Genomic DNA, 14,871 nt, shown 5'->3' with positions numbered 1-14,871 from the left:
AACATTCGCGCGGAGCGGAGGGGCAGCCCCTCTCCGCTCCCGCATCCCGCCCGCCACGGGCGAGCGGGCTTACTTCTTCTTCGGCGGCGGCCCGCTCTCGACAAGCGATTTGAGCGGGTAGCGCGTGCCAGCCACGACAATCGCGCCGAACCGGTCGAGCCGATCGAGGCCCTTGGTCTCGAAGCCGATGGATTGGGCAAAGGGCAGGTCCGGCGCGCCGGTCATCAGCGTCGCCAGATACCATTGCCCGCCACTGGCCTGCACATAGATTTGATCGTCGCTCACTGCCTGCCAATCGCGAATGCCGCGCTGGTCGACAAAGGGGATCGACGCTTCCTTGCCGGCGGCGCCCTGCGCGGCCGGCTGGGCAATGACGGGCGCGCCAGCCAGCAGCAGCGCGCTTGCCAGCATCGCTTTTCTGAAATGGGTCATGGCGTGCATCCTTCCGATAATGATGTGAGTCCGGATCATCACGTTACGATAGCATGACGCGCGTGAAGCGGCGATGAACCGTTCGGCGCTGCATGATATCGCTTCATCGCAACTCTAGAATCGCCGCATCGCATCGCTGAAATGCCGTCGGCACAGCGCGACATAACGATCATTGCCGCCGATCTCCGTCTGCGCGCCTTCCCGCACCGCCTCGCCCCTCTCGTCTACCCGCAGGTTCATCGTTGCCTTGCGTCCGCAATGGCAGACCGCCTTGAGCTCGACCAACGTATCGGCGATGCCGAGCAGCGCCGCCGAGCCAGGGAAGAGCTTGCCCTGAAAATCGGTGCGCAGCCCGTAGCACAGGACGGGAATGCCGAGCTCGTCGGCCACGCGGGCGAGCTGCCAGACCTGCTCTGGCGAGAGGAACTGCGCCTCGTCCACCAGCACGCAGGCAACCGGCCCTTCAAGATGCGCCGCCTGGATGCGCCCGTGCAGATCGGTCGTCACATCGAAGCTGTTGGCGGCAGCCCGGAGGCCGATCCGACTGCCTATGCTGTCCACTGCTTCATTATCACCCTCCCGCGCCGTCCCCCGCGCCGTCCAGAGCATCGTCGCCATGCCCCGCTCGCGATAATTGAAGTCCGCCTGCAGCAGATTGGTGGACTTCCCCGCATTCATCGAGGCGTAGTAGAAATAGAGTTTGGCCATGCCGCAGCTTTGCCTGCGCGGCGCCTTTTCGACAAGCGGGGAGACACCGCGCAGGCCCCGCCCGGCCATGACCGGCCCTTTCGCTTTCTATTCCAACGCCATCGTGCTACACCATGCGGGCTTAACGTCGCCTTTGACGGATATCGGACCGCTTCAGCGTCCCCCTTTGTCCCCATCTAGCCTCACGAAGCCGGGACGCGCGAATGCATCGCGCGTGCCCGATTACCATTTGGGAACAAGGATACCCAATATGACCATCGGAACAGTCAAGTTTTTCAATGCCGACAAGGGCTATGGTTTCATCGCGCCGGAAGACGGCGGCAATGACGCCTTCGTGCACATCTCGGCCGTCGAGCGCGCCGGCATGCACACCCTGCAGAAGGATCAGCGCATTTCCTACGAGCTGGAAAATGACAAGCGCGGCAAGGCTTCGGCCGTGAACCTTCAGGCTGTCTGAAGAAAAGGGCTGCCCGACGACCGGGCAGTTTGAAGATACAGGGCCGGGCGGCATCGTCGCCCGGCCTCCTCGCCCGAAGTGGCGAAACGGAGCTGAATTCTACGCATGAAAAAATACAAAGAGCCGGACTTTCAATCACGCATTGCTGCCGCAGCCGATGCCCGCAACGAGGTGATGGCAAAATTGCGCACGCGCGCGCCCGTCGATCCGGAAGTCGCTGCTGCCCGCGCCGCTGCCGCACAGGCACAGGAAGCCGCCCAGCAAGAAAAGCATCGCCTCGCCCGGCTGGCCGCGCAAGAGCGCAAGGCCGCCAAGCAGGCCAAGGCTGAGGAAGCCGCCGCTGCAAAGGCAGCCAAAGAGGCAAAGAAAAAGCCCGAACTTACCGAAGCCGAACGCAAGGCCGCCCGCGACGCGCGCTACCTCGCGCGCAAGAACCGATAAGATGTGGGCCTGCGCGGTTCCGCTCCGCGCAGACTTCACGCACCCCCTCTTTCCGCCGGGAGCCGATAATGAGCCGCGAGACGATCAAACCCTTCCTCATCACCAAGGACGATGGCGGCAATTTCCGCCTGACGGTGCGCGAGACGCGCTATAATTCGCAGGGCTATCCGCTGGTTACCTCCACGCTGCAGGACGAGACCTTCACGACGGCCACGCAAGCCCGCGCCTTCGCGCGTGACACGTTCAAGGCAGAGCCGGGGCAATACGCCACCAAGTGACGGCGTCGCCCGGCTCAGCGAGCCGTGGATTGCCTCTCGAACACCGCCCGCTGCGACGCGAAGGCACGCTGGAAGGCGGGCCGCGCCTCGCCGCGTGCGACATAGGCTGAGAGAGCCGGATAGCCCTTCAGCAGATCCGAGCTGCCGAGCCGCCGCAGCACCGTTATCATCATCAGATCGCCCGCGCTGAATGCACCGTCCAGCCACGCGGCCTCGCCGAGCCGCGCGGAGAGGTCATCCAGCCGCGCCCGGATACAGCCTTCCAGCATCGGCAGGCGCGCGTCATACCAATCCTTGTCGCGATCGACATGCCCGGCCGTCTCGCGCTCGAGGATCGGCGGCTCCACCGTGCTGAGCGCGGCAAACATCCACGCAATCGCGCGCGCCCGTCCGTCCATATCGGTCGGCAACAGACCGACATGCCGCTCGGCAATGTGGAAGACGATGGCGCCGGATTCGAACAGAACCAGCCCATCCTCCTCATAAGTCGGGATTTGCCCGAACGGCTGGCGCATGCGGTGCGGCGGCTGCTTCATCGCCGCGAAGGAGACGAGGCTCACAGCGTAGGGCTGCCCCACTTCCTCCAGCGCCCAGCGGACCGGCATGTCGCGCGCTAGGCCACGGCCGCGATCCGGCGAACTCTCAAACGCAGTAATCGTAATGGTCATGGCAATGCCCCCGGACGGACGCATGATGCCCGTGCAAGCGGCGCTCGACAATATCAACCGGATCAGCCCGGCGCGCGAACGATCAACGGATCATCACGCCGGGCTCTCACTCCTCTTCGTCGACGATGTCCTGCGCGACCTTGGGTGAGCGCAGGATCGCATCGATGTGGCTGCCTTCCTCGAAGCTCTCATCGCTGAGGAATTTGAGCTTGGCGGCGAACTTCATCTTCACGCGCTTGGCGACCTCGCGCTGCAGATAGGCGGTGTTGGTGCGCAGTGCCTTGAGCACCACCTCTTCATCCCGCCCCAGCAACGGCTTCACGAAAACTGTCGCATGGCGCAGATCGGGCGACATGCGCACTTCCGTCACCGTCACGACGTGACTGGCGAGCACATCGTCATGCACGTCGCCACGCTGGAGCACGTCCGCCAGCACATGGCGCACCTGCTCCCCCACCCGCAGCAACCGAACGGAAGGTTCCCCCGAACCGCTCATGACTTACCTCCTTCGCGGCGCGCCGGACGTCAGAGCGTCCGTGCGCGTTCCTCGACTTCGAAGAGCTCGAGCGTATCGCCGACCTTGATGTCGTTGGTGTTCTCGAGCACCGCACCGCACTCCATGCCGGCCCGCACTTCGGACACGTCGTCCTTGAAGCGCCGCAGCGAGGCGATGGTGGTGGCGGAGACGATGACGTTGTCGCGCGTGAGGCGTGCGTTGACGCCCTTGCGAATGACACCATCCTGCACCAGCAGACCGGCCGCCTTGTCCTTCTTGCCGGCCGGGAAGACCTGCAGGACCTGCGCGGCACCGATGACCGTTTCGATACGTTCCGGCGCAAGCTGGCCGGCCATTTCGCGCTTCACTTCCTCGATGAGGTCGTAAATCACGTCATAATAACGCAGCGAGACCTTGTCGCGCTCGGCAAGCTGACGCGCCTTGGCATTGGGACGCACGTTGAAGCCGATCAGCGGCGCACGGCTGGCGGCGGCCAGCGTCACATCGCTCTCGGTGATCGCGCCGACACCGGAGTGGAGCACACGCACCTTGATCTCATCCGTGGAGGCGCGGGTGAGCGATCCGATGATCGCTTCCACCGTGCCCTGCACGTCGCCCTTGATGACGACCGGATATTCGATGACCTGCGTGTTGAGCGCCGAGAACATATGCTCGAAGCTCGTCGGGGCCGCCGTGGTGCGCTTGCGCGTCGCCAGCTCCTGACGATAGGCCGCGACCTCGCGGGCCCGCGCCTCGCTCTCGACCACGCTGAGCTGGTCGCCCGCCATCGGCACGCCGGCGAGGCCAAGCACCTCGACTGGAACCGAAGGCCCTGCCTCCTTCACCTGCTGGCCCTTGTCGTTGACCATGGCGCGGACCTTGCCCGAATGCTCGCCGACGACGAAGATATCGCCGACCTTGAGCGTGCCACGACCCACGAGGATCGTCGCGACCGGACCACGGCCCTTGTCGAGCTGCGCTTCCACGACCGTGCCTTCAGCGGCGCGCTCGGGATTGGCCTTCAGCTCGAGCAGTTCGGCCTGCAGCAGGATCTTGTCGATCAGGTCATCGAGGCCGGTGCGCTTGAGCGCGGAGACTTCCACGTCCTGCGTGTCGCCGCCCATATCCTCGACGATGACTTCATGCTCGAGCAGACGCTCGCGCACCCGCTGCGGATTGGCGTCCGGCTTGTCGACCTTGTTGATCGCTACGATCATCGGCACGCCGGCGGCCTTGGTGTGGTTGATCGCCTCGATGGTCTGCGGCATCAGCCCGTCGTCCGCCGCGACCACCAGGATCACGATGTCGGTGACGTTGGCACCGCGTGCGCGCATCTCGGTGAACGCTTCGTGGCCCGGCGTATCGAGGAAGGTGATGATCTCACCGCCCTTGGTCTTCACCTGATAGGCGCCGATATGCTGGGTGATGCCCCCGGCCTCGCCCGCCACCACATCGGTGCCGCGCAGGGCATCGAGCAGCGAGGTCTTGCCGTGATCGACATGGCCCATGATCGTGACGACCGGGGGACGGGTGACCAGCGATTCCGCTGCATCGACATCGCTCGCGGTATCGATCTCGATATCGGAATCGGAGACGCGCTGGATGCGGTGGCCGAATTCCTCGACCAGCAGCTCAGCCGTATCCTGGTCGATCGTCTGGTTGACGGTGACCGCCATGCCCAGCTTGAAGAGCGACTTGACCAGGTCCGCGCCCTTCTCGGCCATGCGGTTGGCGAGTTCCTGAACGGTGATCGCCTCCGGCACGATGACATCGCGGGACTGCTTCTCGCGCGGCTGTGACGAGCCGGAGAAGTGCGAACGACGCTCCTTCTCGCGGGCACGGCGCAGCGCGGCGAGGCTGCGCGCGCGGGCGCTGTCATCATCGGCGAGCGCACGGTTGACGGTGAGCTTGCCAGCCTGACGACGATCGTCGCCACCCTTCTTGCGCTCGACCTTTGCCGGTTCCGGACGCTTGATGACCGGCGCGGCCACAGGCGTGAAACGACGGGGCGCGGGACGCTCGGGCGTCGCGCCAGTCGCAGCCTTGGGAGCCTCTTCGGCAGGTGCCGCGGCTTCTGCAGCCGCAGGTGCCGCCGGAGCAGCCTCTTGCGCCGGCGCCTGGGTAGCTTTCGCTTCGGCTTCCTGGCGCTGGCGCTCGGCTTCTTCCTCTGCGCGGCGATTGTCCTCAGCGCGGCGCTTCTCTTCCTCGGTCGCGGCCAGGCGAGCGGCCTCTTCACGGCGGCGCGCATCTTCCAGCGCGGCCATGCGGGCTTCCTCGGCCTCGCGCAGCAGCTTGGCCTGCAGTTCCTGCCGGCTCATCAGGCTATCCGTCGAGGAGGCGCGCGGTGCCGGCGCCGGCGCCGGTGTCGGCGCGGGACGGGCGGCGGGCGGCGGCGGTGCCGGCGGCGCGACGGGCGCAGCCTGCTCGGGCACGGCGCGCGCCGTCTCTGCCTCACCGGGTTTGCCGATGACGCGACGGCGCTTCACCTCAACGACGACCGTATTCTTCCGGCCGTGGCTGAAGCTCTGCTGCACCTGGCCGGCCTCGACCGTCCGCTTGAGACCAAGCGGTTTACGGCCCAAAGTCGGCTTGTCTTCCCTATTGTCACTCATCGACGCAATCTAACCCTTCATCTTCCATCCGGCGCACCCCCGCAGAGGTGACCCGAGTCGTTCGTCCTCACGCCAGAGGCGCGGGATCATCGTCCATATGCCTGACGACTGCCGAACCGGAGCTCGGCGCCGCGTTAGCGCATCCCAGATAGTTTTGCCAGCGACCGAGCAGACCGGAGAGGCGGCCTGCCGCAGCAGCGTTTGTCACCGCGATATGGACGACATTGTTCCTGCCCAATGCCATAGATAGGGCGTCGCGGTCCACCGGCAAGCGTGTGCCGGCAAATTCCTCGCCTTCCCGTTCCTCGCCAACCCGCCACGCCTGATCCAGCTTGCGCACCCCGTCATCGCCGGCATCCGCCGCGTGGAGCAGCATACGGACCTGTCCGCGCCGGGCCGCGACATCGATCTTGTCGAAACCGGTGGCGAGATTGGAAGCCTTGGCCTCCAGCCCCAGCCGCGCCATGAAATCATCGCGCAACGCAACCGCGATCCGCTCGGCCAAATCGTCCGGCACGGTAAGCGGCTCACCCTTAAACGCCCGCGCCAATGCGCCGCGCAGCCGGCCCTTGCCCATGGCCTCCTCCAGCGTCGCGCGATCGACACCCAGCCAGGCGCCGCGCCCCGGCGCCCGCGCGCGGACATCCGGTAACACATCGCCATCGGGCGAAATGGCCAGGCGGATCAGCGCCGCGGGATCGGCGTGGGTGCTGGAGAGAATGCAGCGACGCTCAGACATGGGCACCTCCTGTGAGTTGCACGTCTAAGACCATCGCCTCCAAACTTCCGTTCGTGTCGAGCGAAGTCGAGCCACGATAGGACTGCGCTCGCGTGTCTCGACTTCGCTCGACACGAACGGGATGGATGAGCATTTTCTCGTTTAGCGTAGCCCAGCCCCCCGCTTCCGCAGGAGCAGCCGGGCGCGCAGCGATGATTGGAAGCCTCAGCCCCTCATTGGGAGGAATTCGCAGCATCGGCGACCTCCCTTTGCGCGGCTTCCCGCTCGGAAACGAGGATGCCCGCAGCGCCCCAGTTGTCCGCCGACACCTCATCGATGACGACGAACACCTGCTCGGGCCGCTTGCCGAGACGATCGACCAGCGAACGCGTAACATCGGCGACCAGAGCCGCCTTCTGTTCGCGCGTCACGCCTTCAATCACCTCGATCTTCACATAGGGCATCAGGCGTTGCCTTCCACTTCATCCTCAGCGGCGCCCTCTGCAGCGGGCTCGTCTTCGAACCAGTGCGCGCGGGCCGCCATGATGATCTCGTTGCCCTGCTCTTCGCTCAGGCCATATTCGGCGAGAATGCCGCCCTTGTCCTCGGAGACTTCGCGGCGGCGACGCGGGTCGTTGCGCTTCTTGGCCACCAGCTCGTCGGTGGCGAGATCGGCGAGATCGTCCAGCGTCTTGATGCCGGCCTTGCCCAGCGTGACCAGCATGGCCTCGGTGAGGTGGGGCATCTCGGCCAACGCATCGTCAACGCCAAGCCCACGGCGCTCTTCGCGCGCAGCGGCCTCGCGGCGGTCCAGCGCTTCCTGCGCGCGGCTCTGCAGCTCCTGCGCCAGCTCGTCGTCGAAGCCCTCGATGGAAGCCAGCTCGTCGATGCCGACATAAGCGACTTCCTCCAGCTCGGTGAAGCCTTCGGCCACCAGCAGCTGCGAGAGCGTCTCGTCCACATCCAGCTCGTTCTGGAACATCTCGGAGCGCTGCACGAACTCGCGCTGACGCTTCTCGCTCGCGTCCGCCTCGGTCATGATGTCGATGGCCTTGCCGGTGAGTTGGCTGGCAAGCCGGACGTTCTGACCGCGACGACCGATGGCGAGGCTGAGCTGATCGTCAGGCACGACGACCTCGATGCGCTCTTCCTCCTCATCGATCACCACGCGGGCGACCTGAGCGGGCTGGAGGGCGTTGACGACGAAGGTTGCCGTGTCCTCGCTCCAGGGAATGATGTCGATCTTCTCGCCCTGCATTTCCTGCACGACGGCCTGCACGCGGCTGCCCTTCATGCCGACGCAGGCGCCGACCGGATCGATGCTGCTATCGCGACTGATCACGCCGATCTTGGCGCGCGAACCCGGATCGCGGGCGGCGGCCATGATGGTGATGATGCCATCGTAGATTTCCGGCACTTCCTGCGCGAACAGCTTCTTCATGAAGTCGGGGTGCGCACGGGAAAGGAAAATCTGCGGGCCACGGTTCTCGCGGCGCACATTGAGGATCAGCGCACGGACGCGATCGCCGACGCGCACGACTTCGCGCGGGATCTGCTGGTCGCGGCGGATCACACCCTCGGCACGGCCAAGGTTCACGACCACATGGCCGAACTCGACCGACTTGACGACGCCGGTGATGATCTCACCGACGCGATCCTTGAATTCCTCGAACTGGCGCTCACGCTCGGCATCGCGCACCTTCTGGAAGATCACCTGCTTGGCGCTCTGTGCGTCGATGCGACCGAGGTCGACGGGCGGCAGCGGATCGACGATGAAGTCGCCGATCACGGCGTCCTTCTGGAGCTTCTGCGCGGCCTTGAGGTCGACCTGCTTGAAATAGTCCTCAACCGCCTCGACCACTTCGACGACGCGCCACAGGCGCAGGTCGCCAGTCTCGGGATCGAGCTTGGCGCGAATGTCGTTCTCGGCGCCGTAGCGCGCCCGCGCGGACCGCTGGATCGCGTCTTCCATCGCCTCGATGACGATGGCCTTGTCGATCATCTTCTCGCTTGCCACCGAATTGGCAATGGCAATCAGCTCGGCCTTGTTGGCGGAAATGGCGTTGGCCATGAGAGTCAGTCTTCCTGTTCCTGGGTGACGATTTCGTCCGCGCCCTCGGTGGAGAGCGGGACAGTAGCAGAAATCAGCGCATCGGTCAGCATCAGCTTGGCGCTGTCGATATTGGCAAAGTCCACGACGATGCGGCCGGCCTTGGGATCATCGACCAGCACCTGCTCGCCCTCGATGCCCGCAAGAATGCCGCGCACCTGCTTGCGGCCATCCTCCATGGGCGTCACGAAATGAACGCGTGCCTCATGCCCGGCCCAGTCGCTGTAGTCCTTGAGGCGGGTGAGCGGCCGGTCGATACCCGGCGAGCTGACCTCCAGACGATAGGCGTCCTCGATGAGCACATCGCCCGCTTCTTCCAGCGCATCGAACTTGTCCGAGATGCGGCGCGAGAGGCTGGCGCAATCATCGATGTTGAGCTGGCGCGTATCGGGCCGTTCAGCCATGATCTGCAGCGTCCGGTCATCGCCCTGGCCGAAGAGCAGCACGCGCACGAGATCGAGCCCCAGAGCCTTCGCCTCCGACGCCACAACCGTCTCGATCCGCGCAATATCGCTCATTCGCACTCCCTATGCCTGCGCCTCGTCCGGACATGGACACGCGACAGGGTTTCGCCGCCGGCCCCTCTCGGCGCCGACCCCAACTTCGCAACGATGTCAGGAAAGCAAGGGCCATATAGGCGGAGTCGCAGTTGAAGGCAAGCTGCATGGATCTGCTCAGCACTCAGATGAGACGCTTTCCCTCATCAGTCTCTACGCTATCGAAAACCGTGCCTGTTCTGGCCTTCGGCAGAAAAAATCCGCGCCCGACGTCTTTAGAAGAAAAAGGGTCTTCGCGACTGTAAACAACAGAATCCAGCAAATCGAACGATTTAGGTTGGCCGCACGGCCCCACCAGCCCGCTCCATTCAGGTGGAACTGTTCAATTTCGGGTCACAATTGATGGTTAACCGATCATCAACATCTTTGACAGGACTGAAACGGAAAAGATATCTCCAAGACCTCAGGTGGGGTGACCTTTGACAGATGCAAAGCGCCAGATGGAGCCGGATTACCGGCCTCCCGTCGTGGGCACACGCATTTCCGGGGCAAAACCTGAAAGTTAATATCTGTGGGAGTTATAGATCATGTTTCACAAGTCTTTCAGGAAAGCCGTACTGCTGTCGGCTGCCACCATTGCCGCGACGGCGATGCTGCCGGCTTCCGCCTCGGCCTCTACTTTCGTGCTCAGCGGCGGCAACAATAGCGATGGCTCCATCGGTAACGTGCGCACCTACACGGGCTCGGACGGCACCAAGCTGGAAGTTACGGCTTACAGCCTCAACGGTACGACCCTGGCCGCCGGTGCGGTGGGCGCCTATTCGCCTGGTCTCGGCGTCATGAACAGCTTCCCCAACTGGTGGGGCCAGGGTGGCGATGACTCGCACACTGTGGACAATAATGGCTATGTCGACATTCTGGTCTTCCAGTTCGACAAGATCGTCACCATCGACAAGATCGGCCTCGTGAGCTTCGGCGACACGGACATCAATTATGCCGTCGGCAGCACCAATGTGGCCTTCAACAGCACGTTCACGATCGCGAACTATTCGACCTTCAATTCGCTGTTCGGCCCCACGATCCTGTCGAACGGCAATGGTCAGGACCAGAACCGTGACATCAACCCGAACAATCTGTCGGGCAACCTGTTCTATGTGGCTGCAGCCTTCTCCAACTCCGGCAGCAACGACAGCTTCAAGGTCAATGGCCTGACCTACGCCGTCACGCAGACGTCCGCACCGGTTCCTGAGCCGGCCACCTGGGGCATGATGATCTGCGGTCTGGCCGTCACCGGCTACGCCATGCGTCGTCGCAAGACCAACGCAACCATCAGCTTCGCCTGATCGCTCAGGAAAAGTCGATGTGAGGAAGGGGAGCTTCGGCTCCCCTTTTTTGTCAGCATCTCCGCGCTGGCGGTCCTGCCTCTACGCGCCGTCTTGGCCAGCGGCGCGCCCCAAGCTCTTGTTATGGAACGGTCTACCGCCAAGCCGCTCTTGTCGCTATGGTCGGATATCCCACCCTTCGCCGGAGATCCGCCCATGAATGTCCGCAAGCTCGGCCTGACCTGTGCCGTCAGCCTCGCCATTGTCGCCTGCGGCAGCGCGTCCGCGCCCGATGAGGTCAAGGCGGCAAGCGGCGCACCATTCCAGACCACGGAAGTCGCGCAGTTCGCTTCCCCATGGGCCATGGAATTCCTGCCGGACGGGCACATGCTGGTCACGCAGAAGGAAGGCGCGCTGATCCTGATCGACCCGCAAAGCGGCCGCAAGCAGACGGTGAGCGGCACGCCCAGCGTGAAGAGCGACGATCAGGGGGCGCTCATGGATGTGCGGCTCGCGCCAGATTATGCGACCAGCAAGACGATCTATTTCAGCTTTTCGGAAGCCGCCGAGGGCAAGAAAAGCCGCGTCGCTCTGGCGACCGCAAAGCTGGACCCGACAGCAGCGACACTGAGCGACGTGCGGGTGATCTTCCGGGGCGACGATCGCTCCGACAAGGGTGGCCATTATTCCGGCCGAATCGCCTTCTCGCCGGACAAGACCCGTCTCTTCTTCACCGCTGGCGACCGCCAGTTGATGACGCCGGCGCAGGAGCCGGGCGCGACGCTCGGCAAGGTCCTGCGCCTCAACCTTGATGGCAGCCCGGCAGCCGGCAATCCGCTCGCGGCGAAGGGCTTCCACCCGGCCGTTTGGTCCTATGGCCACCGCAATCTGCTCGGCATTGTCTTCGATGCCGATGGGCGCCTGTGGGAAATGGAAATGGGGCCGCGCCATGGCGATGAGATCAACCTCATCAAGCCCGGCCTCAACTATGGCTGGCCCAATGCCTCCATGGGCAATCATTATGACGGTAAGGCCATCCCGGACCATCAGCCGGGCGACGGCTATGAAGCGCCGAAGGTCTTTTGGGTGCCGGCCATTTCGCCCGGCGGGCTGGATTATTACAATGCCGACCTCTTCCCGCAGTGGAAGAACTCGCTGTTCATCACCGGCCTCTCCGGTAAGTCGCTCGACCGCATCGCGCTCGATGGCGAAACCGCGACCAAGGCCGATCACTGGGACATGGGCACACGCATCCGTGCCGTGCGCTCCGGGCCGGACGGCGCGATCTGGCTGCTGGAGGATGGAGAAAATGGCCGCCTCCTCAAGCTGACGCCCGCAGCCTGATCCAGCCGCGCGCCGCTTCGCGCTCGGTCAAGGCGCGCGCGGCCTCGGTCATTGCTCCGGGCCGGCCCACCGCTTATGGCCCGGCTCAACAAAAGACCGACTGGAGAAGAGCGCCTATGTCATTCCGTCCGCACCGCATCACCCTGGGGGCGGCTTTGGCCCTGGGCGTCGCATCGCCCGCGCTCGCCCAGACCACCCCTGCGATACCGCCTACCGCCCCCGCCCCGGCCAAGGTCGATCTTTCCCAATTGCCTTTCACGATCACCGAGGTCGCAACCTTCGATTATCCCTGGTCGATGGCCTTCTTGCCGGACGGCAAGCAGCTCGTGACCCAGAAGCGTGGCGCGATGATCCTCTTCGATCCGCGCACGGGTGACAAAAAGGTGCTGCTGGGCACGCCGACCGTCGTCAGCGAAGGGCAGGCCGCGTTGATGGACGTGGTGCTCGCGCCGGACTTCGCCGCCAGTCGCCAGATCTATTTCAGCTTTTCCGAGCCTGGCGAAGGCAAGGAAACCGGCACCGCGCTGGCGACCGCCACGCTCGATGAAGCCGGCGGCGCGCTCAAGGACCTCAAGGTCATCTTCCGCGCCACGCCCAATATGGCGAGCGGTGCCCATTATTCCGGCCGCATCGCCATCGCGCCGGACCAGCGCAGCCTGTTCTTCACCAATGGCGAGCGCGCCAAGTTCGACCCGGCGCAGGACCCCAAGTCCACCCTCGGCAAGGTGCTGCATCTCAATCTCGACGGGACACCCGCCGCCGGCAATCCGCTGGCGGCCAAGGGCTTCCATCCCGCCATCTGGACCTATGGCCAGCGCAATCTGACCGGCCTCGCCTTCGATGCGAATGATCGTTTATGGCAGGTCGAAATGGGCCCGCTGGGCGGCGACGAGCTGAACCTCGTCAAGGCCGGCGGGAATTATGGCTGGCCAACCCGCTCCTATGGCGACCATTATGACAAGCGCCCCATCCCGGACCACAGCGCCGATGACGGGTTCGAGAAGCCCAAGCTCTACTGGAACCCCTCGCTCGCGCCGTCCTCGTTGGCTTACTACAATGCCGACCTGTTCGCGGGCTGGAAGAACTCGCTGTTCATCACCGGCCTGTCCGGTCAGGCGCTGGTGCGGATTTCGCTCGATGGCGAAACGGCGACCAAGGCCGATCATTGGCGCATGGGAATGAGGCTGCGCAATGTGAGGGTCGGGCCGGACGGCGCGCTTTGGCTGCTCGAGGACAGCCCCAAGGGCCGGATGCTCAAGCTGACGCCGAAAGGCTGAGCGAGCCTGAGGGCGGTCGCTGGCTCTAGGCGTCCGCCCAGCGGCGCAGCAGATTATGATAGACCCCAGTCATGCGGATCACTTCGGCATGGCCCTGCCCCAGCGTGGCGGCCAGTTGCTGGATGCTGCTGTCGAGATCGAACAGGATCTGCCGCTCACCGTCGTCGCGGATCATCGATTGCAGCCAGAAGAAGCTCGCCACCCGGCGGCCGCGCGTCACCGGCTCCACCCGATGCAGGGAGGATGAGGGGTAAAGCACGGCATGGCCGGCCGGCAGCTTGACCTGCTGCACGCCGAATTGCGTCTCGACCGTCAATTCCCCGCCATCATAAGCCTCGGGCGGCTCGAGGAAGATGGTCATGGACAGGTCCGAGCGGACGCGAAAGCCGGTGCCGGCCTGGATCCGCACGGCATTATCGACATGCACGCCAAAGGACTGGCCACCCGCATAGCTGTTGAACAGGGGCGGAAAGATCTTGAGCGGCAGCGCTGCGGCAATGAACAAAGGATTGCGGCCCAGTGCGTCGCGGATGATCTCGCCGGCCTGTTGGGCCTGCGGCGCTTCCTCTGGCAACTGAAGGTTGTTCTTGGCGAGTGCCGACTGATGGCCCGAGGTGACGTTGCCATCCACCCAAGCGGCGGAATCGATGAGATCACGCACCTTGGCGAGCGTCGGCCCGTCGAGCACCTCTGGAATGGGGATCAGCATGAAGCGCCTTATGCGTTGTCTTGGGGTTGAATGACGAAGGGGATTTCCACCACGCCTTTCACGAAAACCGGCTGGCCATCACGCAAGGTGGGCCGCCAGCGCCAGCGCTTGACGGCATCGAGCGCGGCCTTGTCGAGCCGAGTGAAACCGCTGCTGCGCGCGATCCTGATATCTTCCACGCAGCCATCGAGGCCCACGGTCAAGGCCAGCAGGACCACGCCCTGCTCCCGCTTGCGGCGGCTCTCAATGGGGTAACGCGGCGCCTTGCCGGCCACCATTTGCGTGCCCAGGTCGCCGCCGTCGGTGACCGAGGGCACTGAGACCGGTGCGGCGGCCGGACGGGGCGGCGTCGGCGGCCCCGGCGCCATGACCGGGACGACCGGAATATCCGGCCTTGCGGCCACCATCGGCGGATCAATCCGGGGAATGTCGATCTGTGGCCGCGGCACCACCACCTCGGGCGCACGGGGCGGCGGTGGCGGCGCAGCGACGGGCGGCGGAGGCGGCGGCGAAGAGATCAGATTGACCGTGAAGACCTTGGGCGCCTCACCCACCTTGAAACTGGGGCCGAGGCGGGTGACAAGCGCGAACAACCCGGCATGGATCAGGATGACGAGCAACACGACCAGCGGATTGAACCGCCGGCCCTGCCCGTAGCGCCCCTGACTTGCCGAGTGTGGAACGTTCACGTCGGACACCCCTTTTCGCCTGCCGCTATCGACGAACAGGCCCATTCCGTCAATAATGCGAATCAATATTACCGGACGTGCGCCGGATCATTGATGTGGATCAGGGGCGAACC

17 protein-coding genes are annotated in these 14,871 nt (G+C 64.4%); 6 read left to right on the top strand and 11 right to left on the bottom strand.

Going from position 1 to position 14,871, the window contains the following annotated elements; translation table 11 throughout:
* Positions 1-69: 69 nt before the first annotated feature.
* Positions 70-432 carry a DUF6491 family protein gene (locus M2336_RS09000; protein WP_264574694.1) on the bottom strand — a complete coding sequence of 121 codons (363 nt, stop codon included), beginning with the start codon at positions 430-432 and terminating at the stop codon, positions 70-72.
* A gap of 114 nt (positions 433-546) precedes the next feature.
* Positions 547-1,140, bottom strand: a complete 594-nt coding sequence (locus tag M2336_RS08995) for a thymidine kinase (protein WP_264574982.1) — start codon at positions 1,138-1,140, stop codon at positions 547-549.
* 250 nt (positions 1,141-1,390) lie between these two features.
* Here M2336_RS08995 and M2336_RS08990 point away from each other — a divergent pair, with 250 nt between their 5' ends.
* From M2336_RS08990 to M2336_RS08980, 3 genes are all read left to right on the top strand, one after another.
* Positions 1,391-1,597, top strand: coding sequence for a cold-shock protein (locus M2336_RS08990; protein WP_181558994.1), 207 nt, complete (start codon positions 1,391-1,393; stop codon positions 1,595-1,597).
* Positions 1,598-1,702: 105 nt separating this feature from the next.
* Positions 1,703-2,038: a DUF6481 family protein gene (locus tag M2336_RS08985; protein WP_181558993.1), complete on the top strand. Its 336-nt coding sequence runs from the start codon at positions 1,703-1,705 to the stop codon at positions 2,036-2,038.
* A gap of 68 nt (positions 2,039-2,106) precedes the next feature.
* Entirely contained in the window at positions 2,107-2,316 is a 210-nt protein-coding gene (locus M2336_RS08980) for a hypothetical protein (protein WP_181558992.1), read from the top strand.
* Between the two features lie 14 nt (positions 2,317-2,330).
* On the opposite strand, the gene M2336_RS08975 is transcribed toward M2336_RS08980, so the two are convergent.
* The 7 genes from M2336_RS08975 to rimP form a co-directional block, all read right to left on the bottom strand.
* Complete coding sequence (locus M2336_RS08975; protein WP_264574693.1) at positions 2,331-2,984, bottom strand: glutathione S-transferase family protein; 654 nt, start codon at positions 2,982-2,984, stop codon at positions 2,331-2,333.
* 106 nt (positions 2,985-3,090) lie between these two features.
* Positions 3,091-3,480 (bottom strand): 30S ribosome-binding factor RbfA, encoded by a 390-nt coding sequence (gene rbfA / locus M2336_RS08970; protein ID WP_264574692.1) that lies wholly within the window; start codon positions 3,478-3,480, stop codon positions 3,091-3,093.
* A gap of 29 nt (positions 3,481-3,509) precedes the next feature.
* A complete protein-coding gene (infB, locus tag M2336_RS08965) occupies positions 3,510-6,092 on the bottom strand; it encodes a translation initiation factor IF-2 (protein ID WP_264574691.1) in 2,583 nt (860 codons plus the stop codon).
* 67 nt (positions 6,093-6,159) lie between these two features.
* The gene (locus M2336_RS08960; RefSeq protein WP_264574690.1) at positions 6,160-6,831 is read right to left on the bottom strand and encodes a DUF448 domain-containing protein; all 672 of its coding nucleotides are present in this window, start codon (positions 6,829-6,831) and stop codon (positions 6,160-6,162) included.
* A 212-nt stretch (positions 6,832-7,043) separates the two neighbouring features.
* Positions 7,044-7,274 (bottom strand): tautomerase family protein, encoded by a 231-nt coding sequence (locus M2336_RS08955; protein ID WP_181558987.1) that lies wholly within the window; start codon positions 7,272-7,274, stop codon positions 7,044-7,046.
* Positions 7,274-8,881, bottom strand: coding sequence for a transcription termination factor NusA (gene nusA, locus M2336_RS08950; protein ID WP_264574689.1), 1,608 nt, complete (start codon positions 8,879-8,881; stop codon positions 7,274-7,276). Before nusA ends, M2336_RS08955 begins: the two co-directional genes overlap by 1 nt.
* A 5-nt stretch (positions 8,882-8,886) precedes the next feature.
* Positions 8,887-9,438 (bottom strand): ribosome maturation protein RimP, encoded by a 552-nt coding sequence (rimP, locus tag M2336_RS08945; RefSeq protein ID WP_181558985.1) that lies wholly within the window; start codon positions 9,436-9,438, stop codon positions 8,887-8,889.
* A 566-nt stretch (positions 9,439-10,004) separates the two neighbouring features.
* Between rimP and M2336_RS08940 the strand changes: the two genes are divergently transcribed.
* The 3 genes from M2336_RS08940 to M2336_RS08930 all read left to right on the top strand — a co-directional run bounded on the left by M2336_RS08940 (position 10,005) and on the right by M2336_RS08930 (position 13,360).
* Positions 10,005-10,760, top strand: coding sequence for a PEPxxWA-CTERM sorting domain-containing protein (locus tag M2336_RS08940; RefSeq protein WP_264574688.1), 756 nt, complete (start codon positions 10,005-10,007; stop codon positions 10,758-10,760).
* A gap of 195 nt (positions 10,761-10,955) precedes the next feature.
* Positions 10,956-12,083 carry a PQQ-dependent sugar dehydrogenase gene (locus M2336_RS08935; protein ID WP_264574687.1) on the top strand — a complete coding sequence of 376 codons (1,128 nt, stop codon included), beginning with the start codon at positions 10,956-10,958 and terminating at the stop codon, positions 12,081-12,083.
* A gap of 116 nt (positions 12,084-12,199) precedes the next feature.
* The gene (locus M2336_RS08930; protein WP_264574686.1) at positions 12,200-13,360 is read left to right on the top strand and encodes a PQQ-dependent sugar dehydrogenase; all 1,161 of its coding nucleotides are present in this window, start codon (positions 12,200-12,202) and stop codon (positions 13,358-13,360) included.
* 25 nt (positions 13,361-13,385) lie between these two features.
* Here the strand turns inward: M2336_RS08930 and M2336_RS08925 are convergent, their stop codons facing one another.
* A complete protein-coding gene (locus M2336_RS08925) occupies positions 13,386-14,069 on the bottom strand; it encodes a Fe2+-dependent dioxygenase (protein WP_181558981.1) in 684 nt (227 codons plus the stop codon).
* 8 nt (positions 14,070-14,077) lie between these two features.
* Complete coding sequence (locus M2336_RS08920) at positions 14,078-14,803, bottom strand: energy transducer TonB (protein ID WP_264574685.1); 726 nt, start codon at positions 14,801-14,803, stop codon at positions 14,078-14,080.
* Positions 14,804-14,871: the final 68 nt, after the last annotated feature.

The sequence above is a fragment of the Sphingobium sp. B1D7B genome (assembly GCF_025961965.1).
Classification (GTDB): Bacteria; Pseudomonadota; Alphaproteobacteria; order Sphingomonadales; family Sphingomonadaceae; genus Sphingobium.
Note: the sequence above shows the minus strand (reverse complement) of the source record. Positions and strands in the feature narration are given on the sequence as shown.

Coding starts and splice junctions, on each gene's coding strand:
- M2336_RS08975 (WP_264574693.1), bottom strand. CDS start 2,984: ATGACCATTACGATTACTGCGTTTGAGAGTTCGCCGGATCGCGGCCGT.
- rbfA (WP_264574692.1), bottom strand. CDS start 3,480: ATGAGCGGTTCGGGGGAACCTTCCGTTCGGTTGCTGCGGGTGGGGGAG.
- M2336_RS08985 (WP_181558993.1), top strand. CDS start 1,703: ATGAAAAAATACAAAGAGCCGGACTTTCAATCACGCATTGCTGCCGCA.
- M2336_RS08925 (WP_181558981.1), bottom strand. CDS start 14,069: ATGCTGATCCCCATTCCAGAGGTGCTCGACGGGCCGACGCTCGCCAAG.
- infB (WP_264574691.1), bottom strand. CDS start 6,092: ATGAGTGACAATAGGGAAGACAAGCCGACTTTGGGCCGTAAACCGCTT.
- M2336_RS08980 (WP_181558992.1), top strand. CDS start 2,107: ATGAGCCGCGAGACGATCAAACCCTTCCTCATCACCAAGGACGATGGC.
- rimP (WP_181558985.1), bottom strand. CDS start 9,438: ATGAGCGATATTGCGCGGATCGAGACGGTTGTGGCGTCGGAGGCGAAG.
- M2336_RS08920 (WP_264574685.1), bottom strand. CDS start 14,803: ATGGGCCTGTTCGTCGATAGCGGCAGGCGAAAAGGGGTGTCCGACGTG.
- M2336_RS08930 (WP_264574686.1), top strand. CDS start 12,200: ATGTCATTCCGTCCGCACCGCATCACCCTGGGGGCGGCTTTGGCCCTG.
- M2336_RS08940 (WP_264574688.1), top strand. CDS start 10,005: ATGTTTCACAAGTCTTTCAGGAAAGCCGTACTGCTGTCGGCTGCCACC.
- M2336_RS09000 (WP_264574694.1), bottom strand. CDS start 432: ATGACCCATTTCAGAAAAGCGATGCTGGCAAGCGCGCTGCTGCTGGCT.
- M2336_RS08995 (WP_264574982.1), bottom strand. CDS start 1,140: ATGGCCAAACTCTATTTCTACTACGCCTCGATGAATGCGGGGAAGTCC.
- M2336_RS08990 (WP_181558994.1), top strand. CDS start 1,391: ATGACCATCGGAACAGTCAAGTTTTTCAATGCCGACAAGGGCTATGGT.
- nusA (WP_264574689.1), bottom strand. CDS start 8,881: ATGGCCAACGCCATTTCCGCCAACAAGGCCGAGCTGATTGCCATTGCC.
- M2336_RS08955 (WP_181558987.1), bottom strand. CDS start 7,274: ATGCCCTATGTGAAGATCGAGGTGATTGAAGGCGTGACGCGCGAACAG.
- M2336_RS08935 (WP_264574687.1), top strand. CDS start 10,956: ATGAATGTCCGCAAGCTCGGCCTGACCTGTGCCGTCAGCCTCGCCATT.
- M2336_RS08960 (WP_264574690.1), bottom strand. CDS start 6,831: ATGTCTGAGCGTCGCTGCATTCTCTCCAGCACCCACGCCGATCCCGCG.